Below are 21,317 nucleotides of genomic sequence, written 5' to 3'. Positions count from 1 at the left end.
TTATCCAGTCACCACCAAATTATCTCGATGGATTAATTCCGGTTCATCTACATATCCCAATAAGCTTTGAATCGCCTGACTGGGCTGCCCATGATTCGTACTGCTTCATCTGCACTGTAATTTACCAGACCACGAGCAACTTCCCGACCCTGCAGATCAGTACATAAAACCAGTTCACCACGAGTGAATTGGCCATCCACCTGACGCACACCGACCGGTAAAATACTGCGGCCATGCTCCTTGATCACCGCCACAGCACCGTCATCCAACATCAATCGACCTTTAGGAATTAAATGTCCGGCAAGCCACTGCTGACGCGCTTTAATCGGTTTGATATCAGGCCATAATAATGTGCCCACGCCCTGACCAGCCGCTAGATGACGTAAATTCAAAGGATGTTTACCAGATAGAATCACCGTAGTTGCACCGGACCGTGCCGCGCGTCTGGCCGCTGCTAATTTAGTTGCCATACCACCGCGACCTAACTCGCCTTTACTATCACCGGCCATACCATCCAGATTTGGATTATTTGCCGCAGAAGCTGCCAACATTCTGGCATCAGGATTCAATCTAGGATCACTATCAAACAAGCCATCCTGATCGGTCAAGATAACCAATACATCCGCCTCAACCAGATTGGCGGTCATTGCGGCTAACGTGTCATTGTCACCGAAACGGATTTCGTCAGTGGCGATGGTATCGTTTTCATTAACGACAGGTAGAATACCCATCTCAAGCAAAGTATGTAATGCGCTGCGAGCGTTCAAATGGCGACCACGATCAGCCAAGTCAGAATGGGTCAGTAGAATTTGGGCGGTATGAATGCCATGTTGCTCACAAGCAGTGGCATAAGCATGAATAAGTCCCATCTGACCCACACTGGCTGCAGCTTGTAATTGATGCAAAGCATGTGGGCGTCGACGCCAGCCCAGTCTTTGCATACCTGCGGCGACCGAGCCAGAGGTGACTAGAACGATTTCTTTGCCCTGACTTCTCAGCTCGGCAATTTCACCACTTAACCAGCGAATACGATCCACATCCAAGCCTTCTCCCGGCTTGGTTAATAAAGCACTACCAATTTTAATCACCCAACGCTTGGTTGATAAAAGTTGCTGATGCGGATGTTCCACAATTATTCCTCAATGGGGTTAGCGGGAGGCTGCTCACTCTGACGTAAATCATCAAGATATTGCATGATATCTTCACACAACTTCGCGCAACCTTCACCAGTCTGACCACTGATTTTGTAGACAGGACCTTGCCAATTAAGCCGGGTCAACACTTCTTGTGTGAGTTCGTCGCGGATATCATCCGGGACCAAATCCATTTTATTTAGAATCAACCATTGCGGCTGTTTACCTAGCGCTTCGCTGTAATGGAGTAATTCGCGGTTAATGATATTAACGCTTTCAACCGGATCCTGTTTGACATCGACTGGTGCCATATCAACAAGATGCAAAAGCAATCGAGTGCGGGTTAAATGCTTAAGAAATTGGATACCTAAACCAGCACCTTCTGCCGCGCCTTCAACCAGCCCAGGAATATCGGCAATAACAAAGCTGCGCACATCTTTAAGTGTTACTACACCAAGATTAGGATGCAAAGTTGTAAAAGGATAATCGGCTACTTTGGGCTGCGCGGCAGAAACTTGACTGATAAATGTCGATTTTCCGGCATTAGGTAAACCCAATAAACCAACATCGGCCAATAGTTTCATTTCCAGACGCAAAGTACGCTCTTCGCCAGGGGTTCCATCGGATGTTTGACGCGGCGCACGATTGATACTGGATTTATAGCGGGCATTACCTAAACCATGCCAGCCACCTTTAGCCACCATCAGTTTGTCACCGTGTTTGGCTAGATCACCAATCAGTTCGTTGGTGTCTTCATCCCAAGCTTCGGTTCCTACAGGAACTTTAATAATCAAATCTTCGCCACGGGCACCGCTACAAAGTTTACCGCGGCCATGTTCGCCACGTTGCGCTTTGAAGTTACGTTTATAGCGGAAATCAATCAGGGTGTTTACTTGTGTATCTGCCAGCAAATACACATCGCCCCCGTCGCCACCATCACCGCCGTCCGGACCACCGAAGGGGATATATTTTTCACGACGAAAGCTCAGGCAACCATTACCGCCGGCACCCGCGCTGATTTTTATTTTCGCTTCATCAACAAATTTCATACTGCCGACCAGATAATTTTTTAATAATTGCCACAAACAAAAAACCCCGCATCAGCGGGCTTTCAGCTGTTTGCCCCAACGGGCTAACAAATTCTTTATTCAGCGATAACGCTGACAAACATGCGATTGTTCGCACCTTTGGTTTCGAATACAACTTTACCATTGGCTGTCGCAAACAATGTGTGGTCTCTACCGATACCAACGTTACGACCTGCATGGTAACGAGTGCCGCGTTGACGAACCAGAATGTTGCCGCCTAATACTGCTTCACCGCCAAAACGTTTAACACCAAGGCGTTTCGACTCGGAGTCACGACCGTTGCGGGTACTACCACCAGCTTTCTTATGAGCCATGTTAAATCCTCTTTAAATTTGTCAAATCTTAGGCAGTGATGCCAGTGATTTCGATTTCTGTATAAGATTGGCGATGTCCCATCTGTTTCCGATGGTGCTTCCGGCGACGGAATTTGATGATTTTGACTTTGTCCGCACGACCAACTGAGGCCACTGTTGCTGTGACTTTAGCGCCGTCTAAGAAGGGTGCGCCAACTTTAATGTCTTCGCCTTCACCGATCAATAAAACTTCGCCCAGTTCAATGGTATCACCCACTTCACCTGGCAATTTTTCAACACGGAGCTTTTCGCCCTCTTTAACACGGTACTGCTTACCACCAGTCGCGACAATAGCGTACATCGCTTTCTCCAAAAAAATAAATGTTATTGTGGGTAACCCAACAAAAGACCGGGAATTTTAACCGCTTTCTACATACAGATCAAATGCAAATTGAATTATTTGCGAATCACCGTGACCCATGAGAAAGTACGCGTTTAATTAATCTAGACAGGCAGACAAACGCCCCGTGGATATACAATCCATTTACGCACTTATCCAGCAGGATATGGAAGCAGTTGATGCAATGATACAACATCGGCTGCAATCTGATGTTGTACTTATTAATCAGCTCGGACATTACATCATTAATAGTGGTGGTAAACGCTTGCGCCCAGCTATCGCTTTATTAAGTGCTAGAGCATGTAATCATCAGGCATCTGCGCATATTAATCTTGCTACCATTATCGAATTCATTCACACCGCGACTTTGCTGCACGATGATGTAGTCGACAACTCAACGATGCGCAGAGGTCAGGAAACGGCCAACAGCGTTTGGGGAAATGAAGCCAGTGTATTAGTAGGAGACTTTCTCTATACCCGCGCATTCGAAATGATGGTGGAATTGGATTCGATGCGTTTAATGAAAATCCTGTCGCACACTACCAATGTCATCGCTGAGGGTGAAGTTTTACAGTTATTGAATGTGCATGATGCCGACACCACTGAAGAACGTTATCTGCAAGTGATACACCACAAAACCGCCAAATTATTTGAAGCTGCGGGTCAGTTAGGCGCATTAATCAGTAATGCATCTGATGAAATCGAAATGGCTTTAGCTCAATATGCGATGCATCTTGGCAGTGCATTTCAGCTGGTTGATGACTTACTCGATTACAGTGCATCTAGTGAAACCATTGGTAAAAACATTGGCGATGACCTGGCCGAAGGTAAACCGACCATGCCACTTATCTATGCGATGCAACATGGCTCCGCTGATCAGTCAGCTATTATTCGTGAAGCAATTGAACAAGGCCAACGCGATAAAATCAATGACATTATCGAAATCATCCACAGTACTGGCGCAATTGATTACACAGCGGCAGCGGCACGTAAAGAAGCCGAACAGGCTAAAGCCAATCTCAATATCGTTGCAGATTCACAGTACAAAGCGGCTTTAGTAGGTTTGGCCGATTTTGCTGTGTCACGTCAATTTTAGTTGCTGAATTATGATTGTTTATCCGTTTTGTCTATTTGAACCAGCTTGGTTAGGCTAATAACTATGGCTGAAATATATAAATATCACATGTTCATCTGCACTCATCAACGTGATGATGGCACTGATTATTGCGAAGAACATGGCGCGCAATCGCTGCGCGACTACGCCAAGCAACGGGTCAAAGATCTCAAATTAAAAAAAGTCCGCGTCAATAATTCCGGTTGCCTTAATCGCTGCAAACTAGGCCCGATTATGGTGATTTATCCCGAAGGAGTTTGGTATCAATATCAGGATAAAGCCGATATTGACGAAATCATCGACACCCATTTAGTGAACGGTAAAATTGTTGAGCGCTTGTTAAAATGACACCTCAGCAGTATTGCCGGGATAAAGCGGCGAAAAGCGGCTCCAGTTTCTACTATAGTTTTCTTTTTTTACCCACCAAAAAACGTGACGCCATTATGGCGTTATATGCTTTTTGCCGCGAAGTAGATGATGCTGTCGATGAAATCAGTGATCCATTGGTTGCAGCACAAACTCTGGCTTGGTGGCGTCAGGAAATCTCCAATACGTTTAACGGACAAGCCACACATCCGGTTGGTAAAGCTTTAGCTGATGCCTTGCAAGATTTTGATCTGCATGAAGAATATTTCCACGAGATCATTGACGGCATGGAAATGGATTTAAGCCAACATCGTTATCCAGCCTATAAAAACCTAGCCTTATATTGTCACCGTGTTGCCAGTGTTGTCGGCCTGCTTTCAGCACAGATCTTCGGTTTCTCAGATCGGCAAACTTTAAAATTTGCCGAGAAACTGGGTCTCGCTTTTCAACTCACTAATATTATCCGCGATGTACGGGAAGACGCTGAACGTGGTCGTATATATCTGCCTTTAGATGAAATGCAACAATTTGGGGTTAGCGAACAAAGCATTCTGGCTTTGCAGCAAACTGATGAATTAACCGCATTACTGCAGTTCCAGGCAAAACGTGCGGAGCAGTATTATCAGGAGGCTATGCAGCTATTGCCGCCACAAGACAGACATCATCAATGCACTGCGTTGATAATGGCTGAAATCTACCGTACTACTTTGCAGGAAATTTCCCGCGATAATTTTCAGGTGATGAAGCAGCGTATTTCACTCACCCCCATCCGTAAATTATGGCTAGCCTGGCGTACTTTGCGACGTGAAAAAAAGCTCGCCAAAAGTCACCCGTAATATGTCACCCATCATTATCGGTGGTGGCTGGAGTGGGCTTGCGGCAGCAGTACGTTTAGCTGAAGCGGGAAAAAACCCCATACTGTTTGAAGCAGCCAAACAACTTGGCGGCCGAGCCCGAACAGTCAAATGGCAAAATATTGAGATTGATAATGGCCAGCATCTGATGATAGGCGCTTATCAACAAATGTTGGATCTTCTGCATCGGGTTGGCGTAGAAGAAAACCAAGTATTCCAACGCAAGTCATTAGATCTGCAAATCCTCGATCCGCATTTCCAGCCATTACATTTGAAAGCTCATGCTTTATTAGCCTGGCCATTGGCCATGTTACCTAAACTGTATTCCAGTCTTGGCTGGCGGGACTTGTTGAACTTCTGGTCCCTGGTTCGGCAACTGAATTCACCCGATAAAATGCATAATTTGACAGTGTCTCAATGGTGCAACGCAACAGGACAATCCTCACGGCTCATCTCACAATTGTGGACACCATTATGTCTGGCGATTATGAACACGCCTATAAATCAGGCATCTGCCAATGTGTTTGCAGCCACCTTACGTGATAGCCTGCTTTCAAAACGTCATTCTGCCGACTTGCTTATCCCCAAAAAGCCTTTGGGTGATGTATTACCAGAACCCTGCAAGGAATTTATTCTCAAGCATGGCGGCGACATAAAAATCCAAACCAGAATTGAGAAGATTGTAATCGATGCGGGCAAAGTGACAGGCATTGTGACTGCTGACGATGACTTTATTGCCACAGAAAATATAATTGTTGCCTTAGCACCAAATGCACTGCATAAACTTTTAGCTGAGCAGCTTAATTTATCCAAGGTAACGGAATACCCTATTACGACGTTGTATTTACAATATCCGTCACAGGTAAGACTTCATCATCCAATTATTGGGTTGAGTAACATGCTGTCACAATGGATATTTGATCGCTCTGAACAATCCCCCGGCATGATCGCGATAGTGATAAGTGGTCCCGGCGCTCATGAATCTTTCACTAAACAACAGCTGATTGATGAGGTGATTGTCGATTTAAAAAAAGTTTTACCTTATCTACCTGATACTTATCTGGCAGCTCATGTGATTCGGGAAAAAAGAGCAACTTTTAGTTGTGGGGTGGTTGAAAACAGCCAGCGACCCAGCTGCAAAACAGCCATTCAGGGGCTATGGATCGGTGGAGACTATGCTGAGAATCCTTATCCAGCCACTTTGGAAAGTGCTGTGATGAATGGTTATCGTGCAGCAGAAAATATTTTAGTGGGAAATTTACCCTAACAACCTGTCGATATACTTGTAATTGCTTGTTATACTCGCCAATTAGTCTATTTAAACCTAAAGAGGGGATGTCATGTTAAATCGTATGCGTTTAATTTTTACCGGTCTTTTTCTGAGCATGGCACTGATTGCCTGCAGTAACGAAAGCGATAACGCTGTTACCGATAGCAGTGAAACAGAAACTACTGCTCCTGCAGCTGTCGAATCAGCGCCTGAAGCTACCGAAGCAACTGGTGACGAAAGTGCAAATGCCATCCAAGCGGGTATGACAAGAGATGAACTTATCTCAGCTTACGGCGAACCTGATATTGCTCAAGAAAGAACATTAGATCAAATGAATATGGAAACACTGGAATGGCACAATGATGATGCTTTGATCATTGCCCAATTATTAGATGGCAAAGTAACTTACGGTCGTATCGTTCCTAAATCTGAATAAAGTCTGTGATGCTGTCCCAAGCTGAGCAATCCATACTCAGTAATAAGGTTGTCTTGGTTACCGGTGCCGTTGGCGGCATCGGTAGCGAAGTTGCTTTGGCCTACGCCAGACATGGTGCAACCATCATTCTGCTCGATAAAAATATTGCTCAGCTAGAAAAGCTGTACGACGTTATCCTGCAGGAAACCGGTATTGAACCTGCAATCTTTCCTGTGGACTTCAAAGGCGCAAATGCCGACGATTACCAGCAGCTGGCTCAAACAATCAAAAATACCTTTGGACGATTAGATGGATTAGTTCATTGTGCTGCAGATGTGGGTCAGTTAGCTCCAATTGCCAACCAAGATATCAGACAGTGGACCGAGACACTGCAGGTAAATTTAACTGCCACTTATTTGCTGACGCATGCTTGTCTAAACTTATTACAATCCACCGAGCAACAAAGTTTTATCATTTTCACCACTGACAGCCAACATGATAAGGCCTACCGTGGTGCCTATGGTCTTAGCAAAGCAGCTTTAGAATGTTTCTGTCATCAGTTATCTCTCGAAATGGAAGCCGCTGGAAAAGTCAGAGTCAATTGTATCGACCCCGGCCAGGTTAAAACCAAATTGCATGCTAGAGTTTACCCTGCTGCAGACCCTCAACATTTACCAGAACCGACTGCTGTAATACCGGCATATCTTTACCTTGCCAGCGACCAAAGCGGCCATTTACATGGCCAATGCTTGAATGCACAGATGGAATTACCCGTCAAGGTTTTGGCGTAACAATCTAACACACTGTATTTATTGACAATTTACACCATGGCATATTTTTAGCATGGTTATTGTAAATTTTCTTATTTACGAGCGTGTTATATGGTTCATTTACTGCATTCAGACACAACAAATCTGCGACGTTTAGAGCAAAACACTGTTTCCGTCATCCAAGCAGGTCCGATTTCAGCTGAACGCGACGATGCTTTAGCCAAACTGCCATTGATTTTGCAGACATCGCTCGATACCAGACAGTTACTCAGATTGTTTGATGAACAAATAAAACCCTTACTCGCCCACAATGGTTTGCAATTTACCCACCCTGATAACAAGTTTGAATTCAGGCTGGGAAACAACCGCCACCATAAATGCAACTATCAGCTCGAGATAGACCAAGAGTATCTTGGGCAATTAACCTTTAGTCGTGCTTATCGCTTTTCTGATAATGAGATCCGGCTGTTAGAAGATTTGCTTTGCAAACTTATCTATCCACTGCGGAACAGCCTGCAATATGCCCGAGCATTGGATGCGGCATTAACTGATACCTTAACGCAACTTCCTAATCGCCAAGCCTATAAAAATACTATTGAACGTGAAATTGACCTGGCCCATCGTTTGCGATTGCCATTGTCATTATTAGTACTGGACATTGATTACTTTAAAAATATCAACGACAGTTTCGGTCATCAGGTCGGTGACGAAACTTTATGCCGTGTTGCAGATACTTTACTCGCCAGCTTAAGACGTAGCGATGCGCTGTTTCGTATCGGTGGTGAAGAATTCGCGATAGTGCTAAGCCACAGCCATCATGAAGCGGCTCTGCTTGCTGCAGAACGGCTTCGGACAGCTATTTACGAATTGAACCAATCCAATACCGATCAAAAGTTTCCCATTTCAATCAGTATTGGTCTGGCAGAGTTGTGCGTAGGCGAATCAGCAGATAGTTTGTTTCTAAAAGCCGATGAAGCGTTATATCAGGCAAAATTTGCCGGTCGCAATCAGGTTGTTACATCCCGAGTGACAGCTTAGCGATCACTACGTCCACGAATACGCGGACCTCTTTTGCTTGGTGATGTGTCGCTGCCAGCAGATCTTGGAGCAGTCTTTTTTGCCGCTTTTGCGGATTTATCCGGCCACTTTGTAGATTTTGCTGCTTTTTCTTTTTCGACGGGCGCTGGCGCTTCCTTTTTACCCGAAATCTTTTCTGCTGGAACTCCGCGTTTAGTGGCTTTAGCTTTTAATCCCGCCTCTTCATACAAATATTCCAGCTCTTTACCTTCCAGCATCATCCAGCGGCCAGGCTTAAGCTTATTAGGCATAATGACAGGCCCGTAACGCAAACGAACCAAGCGACTCACCTGTACACCCTGGCTTTCCCATAAGCGTCTTACTTCACGGTTACGACCTTCCTGAATCACCACATGAAACCAGGTATTAGCACCTTCTCCCCCACCGGGCTGAATATCAGAAAAATGAGCTTTACCATCTTCCAACTCGACCCCATCGCGCAACGTCTGCATCATTTCCGACGTGACTTCACCGAGAACACGAACCGCATATTCACGATCCATTTCGTTGGATGGATGCATTAACTGATTCGCCAGTTCCCCATCCGTTGTCAGGATAATTAAGCCACTGGTATTTAAATCAAGTCGGCCAACGCTCACCCAGCGACCTTCTTCCGGTACTGGCAAAGATTGGTAGATCGTTCTGCGACCTTCGGGATCACTGCGGGTACATACTTCACCTACCGGCTTGTGATAAAGCAAAACCTGCGGCATGCTTTGTTGCCAGATCCGCTTGGATGATAAAGGCCTGCCCTCAAGCGTTACTCTATCTTTTTCAGAAATTTGATCACCTAGCGTTGCAGCCACCCCATTAACGAGTAATTTGCCATCTTTGATCCAGCTCTCGATTAATCGACGTGAACCATAACCGGCTCGCGCCAGTACTTTTTGTATTCTTTCAGCCATGATAATTTTTCCTTAGGCTATTTATTTGGGCTATTTATAAGCCAGACCCATTGCTGCACGAACTTCACTCAATGTTTCCTGAGCTACTTCTCTTGCTGCAGCACTGCCATCATCAATAATACGTCGTACATCTTCTGGATGCCGGCTGAAATCATCCGCCCGTTCGCGGATAGGTTTAAGTTCGGCAATAACCGAATCAATAAGCGGACCTTTACAATCCAGGCAACCGATCCCAGCAGTACGGCAGCCTTGTTGAACCCATTGCTTCTGATCTTCATCAGAATAAACTTCATGTAATTGCCAAACTGGACACTTATCCGGTTCACCCGGATCGGTACGACGCACACGGTTAGGATCAGTTGGCATACGTTTAATTTTTTCAGCAACAGACTGATCTGATTCACGTAACGAAATCGTGTTTCCATAAGATTTGGACATTTTCTGTCCATCCAGTCCTGGCATTTTCGAAGCAGGTGTTAGGAGGGCTTTGGGTTCAGGCAAAATAACTTTACCGCCACCTTCCAGAAAACCAAACAGCCTTTCCATATCGCCAAGTGCCAGATTTTGCTGGTTTTTCAATAACTCACGAGCAGTTTGTAAAGCTTCTGAATCGCCTTGCTCCTGATAGGCTTTACGCAAAGTGTTATACAACTTGGCGTTTTTCTTACCCATCTTTAATACTGCCGCTTCAGCTTTCTCTTCAAAGTCTTTTTCACGGCCATAGATATGATTAAACCGGCGCGCTACTTCACGAGTTAACTCAACATGCACCACCTGATCTTCACCGACCGGCACCTGGCCCGCACGATAAATCAAAATATCAGCACTTTGCAGTAAGGGATAACCCAAAAAGCCATAAGTCGACAGATCTTTTTCTTTGAGTTTTTCCTGCTGATCTTTATAAGTCGGTACGCGTTCCAGCCAAGATAAAGGCGTGATCATGGACAACAGTAAATGCAGCTCGGCATGTTCAGGCACCCGAGATTGCAGAAACAATGAAGCTGATGAAGGCTCAATACCCGCCGCCAGCCAATCAATCACCATTTCCCAGACACTGTCTTCAATCACCCGACTATCTTCATAGTGTGTGGTTAAGGCATGCCAGTCAGCAACGAAAAAGAAGCAATCAAATTCGTGTTGTAGTTTAATCCAATTTTTCAGTACACCATGATAATGCCCCAAATGCAGCTGCCCTGTAGGGCGCATGCCTGAAACAATGCGACGTGACTGATACGCTACCGTGTCCAAAATAATCTCCTGATGAGCTTGCTCAATTCAGTGTTTTACAGAATAAAAAATACTTGCATCGGCATATCAAAGATAAATGCCAGCAATCCCATATACGCCTGCATCATAGGCCATAAAATCATCATAACGATGCCAAAATAGAGTAACGCCAATAAGATAAAAAAGCCGTAAGGTTCTATTTTTTCAACCCGCCAGGCCAAATGCGGCGGCAGAATACTGACCAATACTCTGCCACCATCAAGTGGTGGCAATGGCAGTAGATTCAATAACATCAACATGCCGTTGACCAATACACCGGCCACGCCCATATAAATCATCGGTCCGGAAATAAGCACATCATTCACTGCCAACAATAAACCAATCTTGGCAATCATTGCCCAGAAAAATCCCATCACTAAATTGGCTCCTGGACCAGCCAAAGCCACCCAAGCCATATCTCTTTTTGGATTTCGCAGGTTTTGGAAAGTAACGGGAACCGGTTTGGCCCAGCCAAACATAAAACCGGTAAACATCAGCAACAATCCGGGCACCAGAATCGTGCCCAGAGGATCAATATGTTTGATTGGATTCAGTGTCAGACGGCCCATCATCTGAGCAGTTTTATCGCCCAGTTTTAACGCGGCCCAACCGTGAGCAACTTCATGTACGGTAATGGCAAACAACACTGGTAATGTCCAGATGATGATCTTCTGGATCAGTGTAAACTCATCACCCATGAAGTTTATCCACACCGCCCATATAAGCACGAAGTGGCTCAGGAATAATCACGCTGCCATCAGCTTGCTGATGGTTTTCCAGAATAGCCAATAAGGTCCGGCCAACGGCCAGTCCTGATCCATTTAACGTATGAACCAGTTCAGGCTTACCGGTTTCAGGATTACGCCAGCGTGCCTGCATGCGACGCGCCTGAAAATCCCCGAAATTACTGCATGAAGATATTTCACGATAGGTATTCTGACTCGGTAACCAAACTTCCAAATCATAGGTTTTGCTTGAGGCAAAGCCCATATCACCAGTGCAGAGCAGCATCTTACGATAAGGCAGCTCGAGCATTTGCAGGATTTTTTCGGCTTGGCCGGTCAATTGTTCATGCGCTTCAGCAGAGTTTTCTGGCGCAACAATCTGAACCAGCTCGACCTTTTCAAATTGATGCTGACGAATCAAACCACGGACATCACGGCCATGTGATCCGGCTTCACTACGAAAACATGGCGTATGTGCAACAAATTTCAATGGCATCTGTGCAGCATCAACAATACTGTCACGCACTATATTGGTTACCGGAACTTCAGCGGTAGGGATCAGATAGAGCTGGCCATCATCCACAGCAAATAAATCTTCGGCAAACTTGGGCAGCTGTCCGGTTCCGCGTAAAGAGTCGGCATTGACCAGATAAGGAACATAAGTCTCGGTATAACCATGATCGGTTATATGAGTATCGAGCATTAGCTGAATTAACGCTCGTTGCAGTCTTGCAAGTTGTCCGGTTAAGGTGACAAAACGCGCACCGGTGATCTTAGCCGCCGTTTCAAAATCCATCTGCTGCAAACCAGCGCCCAGATCCACATGATCTTTTGGTGCAAAATCAAATTGTCTTGGTGTGCCCCAACGTGAGACTTCAACATTGTCATTTTCATCTTTACCGACTGGCACATCGTCCTGTGGAATATTGGGAATGCCCATCGCCAATTCGTTCAATTGCTCCAACACTTTGGCAAGTCTTAATTCAGCGGCTTTGTGCTGATCGCCTAAATCATCAATTTCGGCCAGCAATGGAGCAATATCCTCACCGGAAGCTTTGACTTTACCAATCATTTTGGAACGCGCATTACGTTCCGTTTGCAATGTCTGCGCATCCAGCTGCGCCTGACGGCGCTCAGCTTCCAGCGTTTCCAACAATCTCACATCCAGTTGAAAGCCGCGACGAGCCAAACCTGACGCCACTAACTGCGGTTCAGTTCGTAATAATTTGAGGTCTAACATGTTAAATTCCGCTTTGTACTGGCCAGCTGACAATATGATCAGCTTCCACCATAGTTTTTATTGTGTTGATGATATCGTTTATTTGTTCTGGTTTATCAAAAAACTCGATAACCATTGGCAAATCTGATGACAGATCTAATAACGATGCTTTATGCACCAGACCGTCAGAACCTAAGCCGGCTATTCCCCGGAATACGGTAAAACGGATTTTATTCTGTTCCAGCCATTTAAGGACTTGTCTTACTTCATTACGTCCATCAGATAAATAAATTCTAACCAATATCAAGTTCATAACTGTCTTCCCAGGCTTATGCCTACCCAGGTAGCGGCAAGGCACAACACCACGCTTAAAAACACATTTAATCCCGCTTTGAGAAATGCACCATCTTCTAACAGGCTAAAGGTTTCCAGAGAAAAGGTGGAAAAGGTGGTAAATGCGCCAAGCAATCCAACCATCAAACCTGCCCGCCACTCTGCTGCAACCGCCAATTTTTCAATCAACAGAATAAACAGTACTCCGATAAGCAGAGAGCCTAAAACATTAACCGCCAATGTCCCATAAGGAAAATCACGGCCGAGCATTTTATAAACACCGTTGGACATAAAAAAACGCAATAGAGCACCAGCAGCGCCGCCAACAGCGATAGCGAAAATTTGTAACACGGTACAAGCCCTGAAAAGACTAAGTGAGGTATTTTACCTGAATCGTGATAAAGACTGGCAGCGAATGTATCCCAAGCAAATCAACCTTAATTTAACTTGGGTGCCAACTCTCCGCTGCGATAACGTTCGACCATGTTTTGTAGTGAGATTGGTTTGATCTTACTGGCATGTCCAGCACTGCCAAATGCCTCGTAACGTGCCTGACAAATCGCCTGCATTGCTTTGGTCGCTTCTTTGTAAAACTTACGCGGATCAAACACCGCAGCATTTTTTTCATCGGTTAAAAACTTGCGGATAGAACCGGTAGAAGCCATTCGTAAATCGGTATCAATATTCACCTTACGCACACCGTATTTAATGCCTTCGACAATTTCTTCGACTGGCACACCATAGGTTTGCCCGATATCCCCACCATGGGTATTAATGATTTCCAACCAGTCCTGCGGCACGGAGCTGGAGCCATGCATCACAAAATGGGTAGTCGGCAAACGTTGTTGCAAGGTTTTTAAATGGCTGATGGCCAGAACATCGCCGGTAGGCGGTTGGGTAAACTTATAAGCACCATGGCTGGTTCCAATAGCAACTGCCAAGGCATCCACCTGGGTGAGTTTGACAAACTCCACCGCTTCATCTGGATCAGTCAATAACTGACTGTGATCCAATTTACCTTCCGCACCATGACCATCTTCTTCACCCATCATGCCGGTTTCCAACGATCCCAGACAACCGAGCTCACCCTCTACTGATACACCACAGGCATGCGCCATTTCGCTGACTTTGCGAGTGACGTTCACGTTATAGTCAAAATCTGAAGGCGTTTTCATGTCTTCCATCAATGAGCCATCCATCATCACCGAACTGAAACCCGATTGAATGGATCGCGCGCAGATAGCCGGATTCGCACCATGATCTTGATGCATGACTAGGGGAATATGCGGATAAGCCTCGATTGCCGCCAGAATAAGATGGCGAAGAAATGGTTCGCCGGCATAGTCGCGGGCCCCGGCACTGCCCTGCATAATCACCGGGCTATCAACTGCATCAGCCGCCTGCATGATGGCATGAACCTGTTCCATATTACTGACGTTGAATGCAGGTATGGCGAATTGGTGCTCTGCTGCATAATCCAATAGTTGTCTCATTGAAACTAATGCCATTTGCTGCTCTCCGATTGAAGCTGATTATTCAGTTTGATTTGCTTTGGATCTTGGTTCTACCAGTTCCCCAACACGTACAATTTTTATGGCATTGGTACTGCCTTGCACTTCAAGATCACCTTTGGTGATGATGACTATATCACCATCGTTCACTACGCCACGACGTTGCAATTCTTCAATGACTTCTTTGTTTAATGTCGCATGATCGGTATGTTCAACAACAAAGCTTACCGGATAGACGCCACGATATAAGGTCACTCTACGCCTTGTTGCGACGTGCGGCGTTAATGCAAAAATAGGAATGCCCGAGCTGACTCGTGACATCCATAACGTTGAAGAGCCGGATTCTGTTAATGCGGCAATCGCTTTAACGTCCAGATGATTAGCGGTGTACATGGCTGCCATAGCGATGGCTTCATCTATGCGTTCAAATTGTGAATCCATCCGGTGGCGTGAAACACGTATTTCACGCTGCCGTTCGGCCTGCAGGCAAATGCGATCCATGGCTTCGATGACTTTGACCGGGAAATGACCCACTGCTGTTTCTCCCGACAACATAACCGCATCGGTACCGTCCAGTACTGCATTGGCAACATCAAACACTTCTGCGCGGGTGGGAATTGGACTGAGTATCATCGACTCCATCATCTGGGTCGCCGTAATGGTCAGCTTATTCATTCGCCTTGCTTTGGCAATTATTTGTTTTTGAATAGGTGGTAATGCCGCATCACCCATTTCAACACCCAAATCACCGCGAGCAACCATAATGCCTTCTGATGCTTCAATAATGGCATCAATATCATCAAGTGCTTCGGCCCGTTCAATTTTGGCAATAATGCCACCATAACCACCGGCCTCACGCAATAAACGACGCGCTAAATGAATATCATCGGCACAACGAGGAAAAGATATCGCCACGTAATCTGCCTGCATATCGGCAGCAGTTTGCATATCAGTCATATCTTTCGGAGTCAGAGCTGCGGCAGACAAACCTCCACCTAAACGGTTGATACCTTTGTTATCCGTCAGCATACCGCCAACTGTTACACGGCAATGGATCTGCTGGTCAATGACCGAGTCCACCCATAACACAATGCGACCATCATCAAGCAGTAGCGTATCACCACGTTTTACATCTTGGGGTAGCGCTTTATAGTCAACCCCGACCTGAGTGTTGTCACCTACATCATCCGCCAGCGCCGCATTGAGGATAAACATCTCATTCTCAATCAGTTTTACCCCAGCATGCTTAAAGCGAGCAATGCGAATCTTTGGACCTTGTAAATCAACCAAAACACCCACTTGTCGACCGAAGGCTCTGGCGCGATTACGTACCCGTTCAGCCATCTCAATATGTGATTGAGCAGAGCCATGAGAAAAATTTAGGCGAACCACATCCATACCCGCCGATATCATCGCGTCAAGAACAGCAGGATCTTTTGTCGCGGGGCCTAAGGTTGCAACAATTTTCGTTCTTCGACGGGCAGACATATTAAATACTCATTGATTACTCGCGGGCACGTTGCTCCAGAATTTCCACTGCCGGCAATTTGTTACCCTCAAGGAATTCCAGGAAGGCGCCACCACCAGTTGAAATATAAGAAACATCATCACAAACTTTGTATTTCGACACTGCGGCTAATGTGTCTCCACCACCAGCAATAGAAAAAGCTTTGGATTCAGCGATCGCCATCGCAATTTCTTTGGTGCCTTCGCTGAATTGACTGAATTCAAATACACCCAGCGGACCATTCCATACTACCGTACCAGCGTTTTTAATAATTTCAACCAGTTCAGCTGCGGATTTAGGACCGATATCAAAAATCATATCCTCATCAGTCACCTGATCAACGGCTTTTAATTCTGCTTCGGCATTTTCAGCAAAAAATTTGCCGCAAACGACATCTTTGGGCACCGGAATATTACCGCCGCGACTGATAGCGTCTGCAGATAATCTTTTACAGGTATCAATTAAATCAGGTTCGTAGAGTGACTTACCCACATTATGACCGGCCGCGGCAATAAAGGTATTGGCAATACCACCACCCACAATCAATTGATCAACTTTTTTCGATAAGGTTTCGAGAACGGTAAGTTTGGTGGAAACTTTGGAACCACCGACGATAGCAACCATCGGTCTGGCAGGATTATCCAGTGCTTTTGATAGCGCTTCCAATTCAGCCGACAATAACGGGCCTGCACAGGCAATACCAGCATATTTGGCAATACCATGGGTAGAAGCATGGGCACGATGCGCGGTACCAAAGGCATCCATTACAAATACGTCACACATTTTGGCCATACGTTTTGCCAGCGCATCATCATTGGCTTTTTCACCAATATTAAAACGCACGTTTTCACAAAGCACGACTTCACCCGCTTCAACCGGAATAAATTCGGGTTCTAGCCAGTTTTGTTCCAGGCGAACAGGCATTTCCAGTAGGGCTGAAAGAAAATTGGCAACAGGCGCCAAAGAATATTTATGCTCATATTCACCTTCGATCGGCCGCCCAAGGTGCGACATGATCATCACTTTTGCACCTTTCTCCAATGCCAGTTTAATGGTCGGCAAGGAGGCAAGGATGCGAGTGCCATCTGCCACAACGCCAGACTTGAGCGGTACATTCAAATCCTGGCGTATTAGCACGCGTTTTCCTGCCAAATCCAAATCGGCCATCTTGATTACTGACATAAAGTGTTGCCCTCTAGTAGGTAATTTTTGTGAACTAGTTCTGATTATAGCCTTCACGTTACATAAAAAAAGGCTTCCTTTACAGGAAGCCTTGAAATAGTGGTCGAAAAGACGCTCGTTGTTTTATCCAGCTACATGTTCAACCAAACGCATCATATTGCAGGTATAGCCATATTCGTTGTCATACCATGCAACTACTTTGACAAACGTGCTATCCAGCGCAATACCAGCGCCTGCATCAAAGTTTGATGGAGCGGTATGACCACGGAAATCGGTTGATACTACATTTTCGTCGGTATAGCCTAATACGCCTTTCAGTTCGCCTTCGGCAGCGGTTTTCATTGCCGCGCAAATCGCTTCATAGCTGGCGTCACTGTTTAACTCAACAGTTAAGTCGACCACTGAAACATCCGATGTGGGAACACGAAACGCCATACCTGTTAATTTGCCATTTAATTCCGGCAGCACCTTACCAACTGCTTTAGCAGCGCCAGTAGAGGAAGGAATGATATTTTCCAGAATACCGCGACCACCGCGCCAATCTTTCATTGACGGCCCATCAACGGTTTTTTGGGTCGCTGTTGCAGCGTGTACGGTAGTCATTAAGCCACGTTTGATACCAAAACTGTCATGCAACACTTTGGCAACGGGTGCCAATGCGTTGGTGGTACAGGAAGCGGCTGAAACAATGGCTTCGCCCGCATAAGACTCATGGTTCACTCCATAGACAAACATCGGTGTGTGATCTTTAGAAGGCGCTGATTGCACCACTTTCTTAGCGCCAGCATCGATATGCGCCTGGCAGGATTCTTCCGTCAGGAAAAAGCCGGTACATTCAATAATCAAATCGGCGCGACTTCATCCCATTTCAAATCAGCAGGATTACGTTCAGCCGTAACTCGAATGGTCTTGCCATTAACAACCAGATGGCCATCCTTAACGTCGACATCGCCATCAAAGCGGCCATGAACGGAATCATATTTGAGCATATAAGCCAGATATTCCGGGTCCAGCAAATCGTTGATTGCCACAATCTCTATCTCAGGAAAATCTTTTGCTGCAGCTCGAAATGCCATACGGCCAATACGACCAAAACCATTAATACCCACTTTGATAGTCATCTTATTTCCTCTGAATCAGTTTTATTATTCTGTCTCATAACTACAATCTTAATAAAAACCACAGTTATCAGACAGACTAGGGTCTGTATATAAAAATGGCCAGTAGATATGAATCTACTGGCCATTTCCTTTTACTTCGCTAAGAACAGCTCTTTATTACAGAACTGATTTAACTGTTTTTACAACGTTTTCGACAGTAAAGCCGAAATGTTTCATCAAAACACCGCCTGGAGCAGATTCACCGAAGGTATCGATACCAACAGTGCCGCCTTCCAGACCAACGTATTTACGCCAGAAGTCAGTTACACCGGCTTCAACAGAAACACGTTTTACACCTGGTGTCAGAACGCTGTCTTTGTAAGCTTGATCTTGACGATCAAAGACGTTGGTTGAAGGCATAGATACAACGCGAGCGTTGATGCCTTCTTCTGCTAAAGCTTCCTGAGCTTTAGCAGCCAGATCCACTTCTGAACCAGTTGCAATCAGGATGACATCAGCTTTACCGCCTTTTGCTTCAGACAGAACGTATGCACCCTTACGGATAGCATCAAAGTCAGACGCTTCATGTTTACGACCTGGAATGCCTTGACGGCTCAGTACCAAGCTAGTCGGGCCATCCATACGCTCAACGGCACATGTCCACGCAACCGCAACTTCAACAGAATCCGCAGGACGCCATACATCCATATTAGGAATGTAACGCAGACCAGCAGTGTTTTCGATTGGTTGGTGAGTAGGACCGTCTTCACCCTGACCGATTGAGTCATGCGTTAACACAGCGATAGTACGTTGTTTCATCAACGCAGCCATACGCAGAGCTGATTTCGCATAGTCAGAGAACATGTGGAAAGTACCACCGAATGGCAGCAAACCACCGTGCAACGCCATACCGTTCATGATCGCGTACATACCAAATTCACGAACACCGTATGAAATGTAGTTGCCTGGCTCTTTACCAGAAACATGTTTGAAGCTTGAGCAGCTTGTCAGGTTAGAACCTGTCAAGTCAGCTGAACCACCCAGGAATTCAGGCAAAATCGGCGCCAAAGCAGCAATTGCTTTTTGAGAAGCTTGACGTGAAGCCAGGTTTTCCGCTTTTTCATTGGTTTCAGCAATGAATGCATCAGTGGCTTGCTTCCAGTTAGCAGGTAATTCACCCGCCATACGGCGTTTGAATTCTGCAGCTAATTCTGGATACTCTTTTTCATACGCTGCAAATTTTTCATTCCATGCCGCTTCTGCAGCATCGCCTTTATCTTTTGCATTCCAACCAGCATAAACATCTTCTGGAATAACAAATGGCTCGTATTCCCAACCCAATTGTTTACGAGTCAGTGCAACTTCTTCTTCACCTAATGCAGCGCCGTGGCAATCATGGCTTGCACATTTGTTAGGTGAACCGTAACCGATAATGGTTTTACAGCAAATTAAAGATGGTTTGTCAGTGACTTTTTTAGCTTCTGCAATGGCTTTGTTGATTGCATCAGCATCGTGACCATCAACAGATTGAACGTGCCAGCCGTAAGCTTCAAAACGTTTTACGGTGTCATCGGTGTACCAGCCATCAATGTGACCATCGATAGAGATATTGTTGTCATCCCAGAATGCGATCAGGTTGCCCAGGCCCCAAGTACCAGCCAAAGCACATGCTTCATGAGAAACACCTTCCATCAAGCAGCCATCGCCCATGAATACATAGGTGTGATGGTTAACGATGTCATGGCCTGGTTTGTTGAACTGGTCAGCCATTAATTTTTCAGCCATCGCAAAACCAACACCGTTGGTGATACCTTGACCTAATGGACCAGTAGTGGTTTCTACGCCTGGTGCATAACCGTATTCAGGGTGACCCGCACATTGTGAATGCAACTGACGGAATGTGCTGATGGATTCCATCGGCAAATCATAGCCACTCAAATGCAACAATGAGTAAATCAGCATAGAGCCGTGGCCGTTAGACAAGATGAAACGATCACGATCAGCCCATTTCGGGTTGTTCGGGTTATGTTTCATGTGGTCATTCCACAATACTTCAGCGATATCCGCCATACCCATAGGGGCACCCGGATGGCCGGAATTCGCTTTTTGCACTGCATCCATACTTAACGCACGGATTGCATTTGCTAAATGTCTACGTGTAGCCATTATCTACGTTCTCCTATTAAAAAAAATTAAGCTGCCCGCCATTTGATGGAACAGCCCATACTTGGTATCTGTTGTTCTGGACCATGACCTGTTTTAGCAACTTGCTGCATTGCTTCAAATAAATCACGGCGTACGTCCGCTGGAGCGGCTTCTTTGCGGCTGGCATCAAGGCGGCCACGATACTGCAACGTCAGATCTTGGTTATATCCAAAAAAATCCGGTGTGCATACCGCGCCATAGGCTTGAGCAACCTCTTGGGTTTCGTCATACAGATAAGGGAAAGAAAACCCGTTTTGTTCGGCAACCAGTTTCATATTGTCGAATGAGTCTTCAGGATAATCAGCGACATCATTGGCAGAAATCGCCACAGAATTGATGCCAAGTTGTTTGAGTTCGTTGGTATCGCGAACCAGTCTGTCCATGATGGCTTTAACATACGGGCAGTGATTACAGATAAACATAACCAATAGGCCATTTTCGCCACGACATTTGTCTAACGTCCAAATCTTGCCATCAGTGCCTGGCAAAGAAAAGTCGATGGCTGGCTGGCCAAATTCACATATTGGTGTTTCTGTACTAACCATAGGCTTCCGTTAGATTTTTTTAAGATTTTCGACGCACAT

The 21,317-nt window shown here is 45.7% G+C and carries 21 protein-coding genes and 2 pseudogenes; 7 read left to right on the top strand and 16 right to left on the bottom strand.

What is annotated here, in order from left to right:
- The 4 genes and pseudogenes from proB to rplU all read right to left on the bottom strand — a co-directional run bounded on the left by proB (position 1) and on the right by rplU (position 2,875).
- A pseudogene (gene proB, locus E8Q33_RS11455) lies at positions 1-1,130 on the bottom strand (glutamate 5-kinase).
- 2 nt (positions 1,131-1,132) lie between these two features.
- Positions 1,133-2,182: an Obg family GTPase CgtA gene (gene cgtA, locus E8Q33_RS11450; RefSeq protein WP_069295497.1), complete on the bottom strand. Its 1,050-nt coding sequence runs from the start codon at positions 2,180-2,182 to the stop codon at positions 1,133-1,135.
- A 95-nt stretch (positions 2,183-2,277) separates the two neighbouring features.
- Positions 2,278-2,535: a 50S ribosomal protein L27 gene (gene rpmA / locus E8Q33_RS11445; protein ID WP_014705802.1), complete on the bottom strand. Its 258-nt coding sequence runs from the start codon at positions 2,533-2,535 to the stop codon at positions 2,278-2,280.
- Positions 2,536-2,563: 28 nt separating this feature from the next.
- Positions 2,564-2,875, bottom strand: a complete 312-nt coding sequence (rplU, locus tag E8Q33_RS11440; protein WP_069295453.1) for a 50S ribosomal protein L21 — start codon at positions 2,873-2,875, stop codon at positions 2,564-2,566.
- Positions 2,876-3,041: 166 nt separating this feature from the next.
- On the opposite strand from rplU, the gene ispB reads away from it, so the two are divergent.
- From ispB to E8Q33_RS11405, 7 genes are all read left to right on the top strand, one after another.
- Positions 3,042-4,010 carry an octaprenyl diphosphate synthase gene (gene ispB / locus E8Q33_RS11435; RefSeq protein ID WP_069295452.1) on the top strand — a complete coding sequence of 323 codons (969 nt, stop codon included), beginning with the start codon at positions 3,042-3,044 and terminating at the stop codon, positions 4,008-4,010.
- A gap of 63 nt (positions 4,011-4,073) precedes the next feature.
- Complete coding sequence (locus E8Q33_RS11430; RefSeq protein ID WP_069295451.1) at positions 4,074-4,376, top strand: ferredoxin; 303 nt, start codon at positions 4,074-4,076, stop codon at positions 4,374-4,376.
- Positions 4,373-5,230, top strand: coding sequence for a presqualene diphosphate synthase HpnD (gene hpnD, locus E8Q33_RS11425; protein WP_136554860.1), 858 nt, complete (start codon positions 4,373-4,375; stop codon positions 5,228-5,230). The genes E8Q33_RS11430 and hpnD overlap by 4 nt, the downstream gene beginning before the upstream one ends.
- On the top strand, positions 5,199-6,515 hold the full coding sequence (hpnE, locus tag E8Q33_RS11420; protein ID WP_136554859.1) for a hydroxysqualene dehydroxylase HpnE: 1,317 nt from the start codon (positions 5,199-5,201) through the stop codon (positions 6,513-6,515). The genes hpnD and hpnE overlap by 32 nt, the downstream gene beginning before the upstream one ends.
- 73 nt (positions 6,516-6,588) lie before the next feature.
- Complete coding sequence (locus E8Q33_RS11415) at positions 6,589-6,954, top strand: hypothetical protein (protein ID WP_069295449.1); 366 nt, start codon at positions 6,589-6,591, stop codon at positions 6,952-6,954.
- Positions 6,955-6,962: 8 nt separating this feature from the next.
- Positions 6,963-7,724 carry an SDR family NAD(P)-dependent oxidoreductase gene (locus tag E8Q33_RS11410; protein ID WP_136554918.1) on the top strand — a complete coding sequence of 254 codons (762 nt, stop codon included), beginning with the start codon at positions 6,963-6,965 and terminating at the stop codon, positions 7,722-7,724.
- A 90-nt stretch (positions 7,725-7,814) separates the two neighbouring features.
- Positions 7,815-8,741, top strand: a complete 927-nt coding sequence (locus tag E8Q33_RS11405; protein WP_069295447.1) for a GGDEF domain-containing protein — start codon at positions 7,815-7,817, stop codon at positions 8,739-8,741.
- Here the strand turns inward: E8Q33_RS11405 and rluB are convergent.
- The 12 genes and pseudogenes from rluB to E8Q33_RS11345 form a co-directional block, all read right to left on the bottom strand.
- Positions 8,738-9,685, bottom strand: a complete 948-nt coding sequence (rluB, locus tag E8Q33_RS11400) for a 23S rRNA pseudouridine(2605) synthase RluB (RefSeq protein WP_136554857.1) — start codon at positions 9,683-9,685, stop codon at positions 8,738-8,740. The two genes, E8Q33_RS11405 and rluB, sit on opposite strands and share 4 nt — an antisense overlap.
- A 30-nt stretch (positions 9,686-9,715) precedes the next feature.
- Entirely contained in the window at positions 9,716-10,933 is a 1,218-nt protein-coding gene (locus E8Q33_RS11395; protein WP_211116148.1) for a tryptophan--tRNA ligase, read from the bottom strand.
- A gap of 35 nt (positions 10,934-10,968) precedes the next feature.
- Complete coding sequence (locus E8Q33_RS11390) at positions 10,969-11,649, bottom strand: site-2 protease family protein (protein WP_069295445.1); 681 nt, start codon at positions 11,647-11,649, stop codon at positions 10,969-10,971.
- A complete protein-coding gene (serS, locus tag E8Q33_RS11385) occupies positions 11,642-12,916 on the bottom strand; it encodes a serine--tRNA ligase (RefSeq protein WP_136554855.1) in 1,275 nt (424 codons plus the stop codon). The genes E8Q33_RS11390 and serS overlap by 8 nt, the downstream gene beginning before the upstream one ends.
- Before the next feature lies 1 nt (position 12,917).
- Entirely contained in the window at positions 12,918-13,208 is a 291-nt protein-coding gene (locus E8Q33_RS11380) for a DUF190 domain-containing protein (RefSeq protein ID WP_069295443.1), read from the bottom strand.
- A complete protein-coding gene (crcB, locus tag E8Q33_RS11375) occupies positions 13,205-13,579 on the bottom strand; it encodes a fluoride efflux transporter CrcB (protein WP_136554853.1) in 375 nt (124 codons plus the stop codon). Before crcB ends, E8Q33_RS11380 begins: the two co-directional genes overlap by 4 nt.
- A gap of 86 nt (positions 13,580-13,665) precedes the next feature.
- Positions 13,666-14,736 carry a class II fructose-bisphosphate aldolase gene (gene fba, locus E8Q33_RS11370; RefSeq protein ID WP_069295442.1) on the bottom strand — a complete coding sequence of 357 codons (1,071 nt, stop codon included), beginning with the start codon at positions 14,734-14,736 and terminating at the stop codon, positions 13,666-13,668.
- Between the two features lie 24 nt (positions 14,737-14,760).
- The gene (gene pyk, locus E8Q33_RS11365) at positions 14,761-16,227 is read right to left on the bottom strand and encodes a pyruvate kinase (protein WP_136554852.1); all 1,467 of its coding nucleotides are present in this window, start codon (positions 16,225-16,227) and stop codon (positions 14,761-14,763) included.
- A gap of 16 nt (positions 16,228-16,243) precedes the next feature.
- Entirely contained in the window at positions 16,244-17,428 is a 1,185-nt protein-coding gene (locus E8Q33_RS11360) for a phosphoglycerate kinase (RefSeq protein WP_136554850.1), read from the bottom strand.
- A gap of 123 nt (positions 17,429-17,551) precedes the next feature.
- Positions 17,552-18,549, bottom strand: a pseudogene (gap, locus tag E8Q33_RS11355) (type I glyceraldehyde-3-phosphate dehydrogenase).
- Between the two features lie 156 nt (positions 18,550-18,705).
- Positions 18,706-20,694, bottom strand: coding sequence for a transketolase (tkt, locus tag E8Q33_RS11350; RefSeq protein WP_069295438.1), 1,989 nt, complete (start codon positions 20,692-20,694; stop codon positions 18,706-18,708).
- Between the two features lie 26 nt (positions 20,695-20,720).
- A complete protein-coding gene (locus E8Q33_RS11345; RefSeq protein WP_136554848.1) occupies positions 20,721-21,278 on the bottom strand; it encodes a thioredoxin family protein in 558 nt (185 codons plus the stop codon).
- Positions 21,279-21,317: the final 39 nt, after the last annotated feature.

This window comes from Methylophaga sp. SB9B (genome assembly GCF_004832235.1).
GTDB classification, from domain to species: domain Bacteria; phylum Pseudomonadota; class Gammaproteobacteria; order Nitrosococcales; family Methylophagaceae; genus Methylophaga; species Methylophaga muralis.
This window is presented reverse-complemented; position numbering and strand designations above follow the sequence as displayed.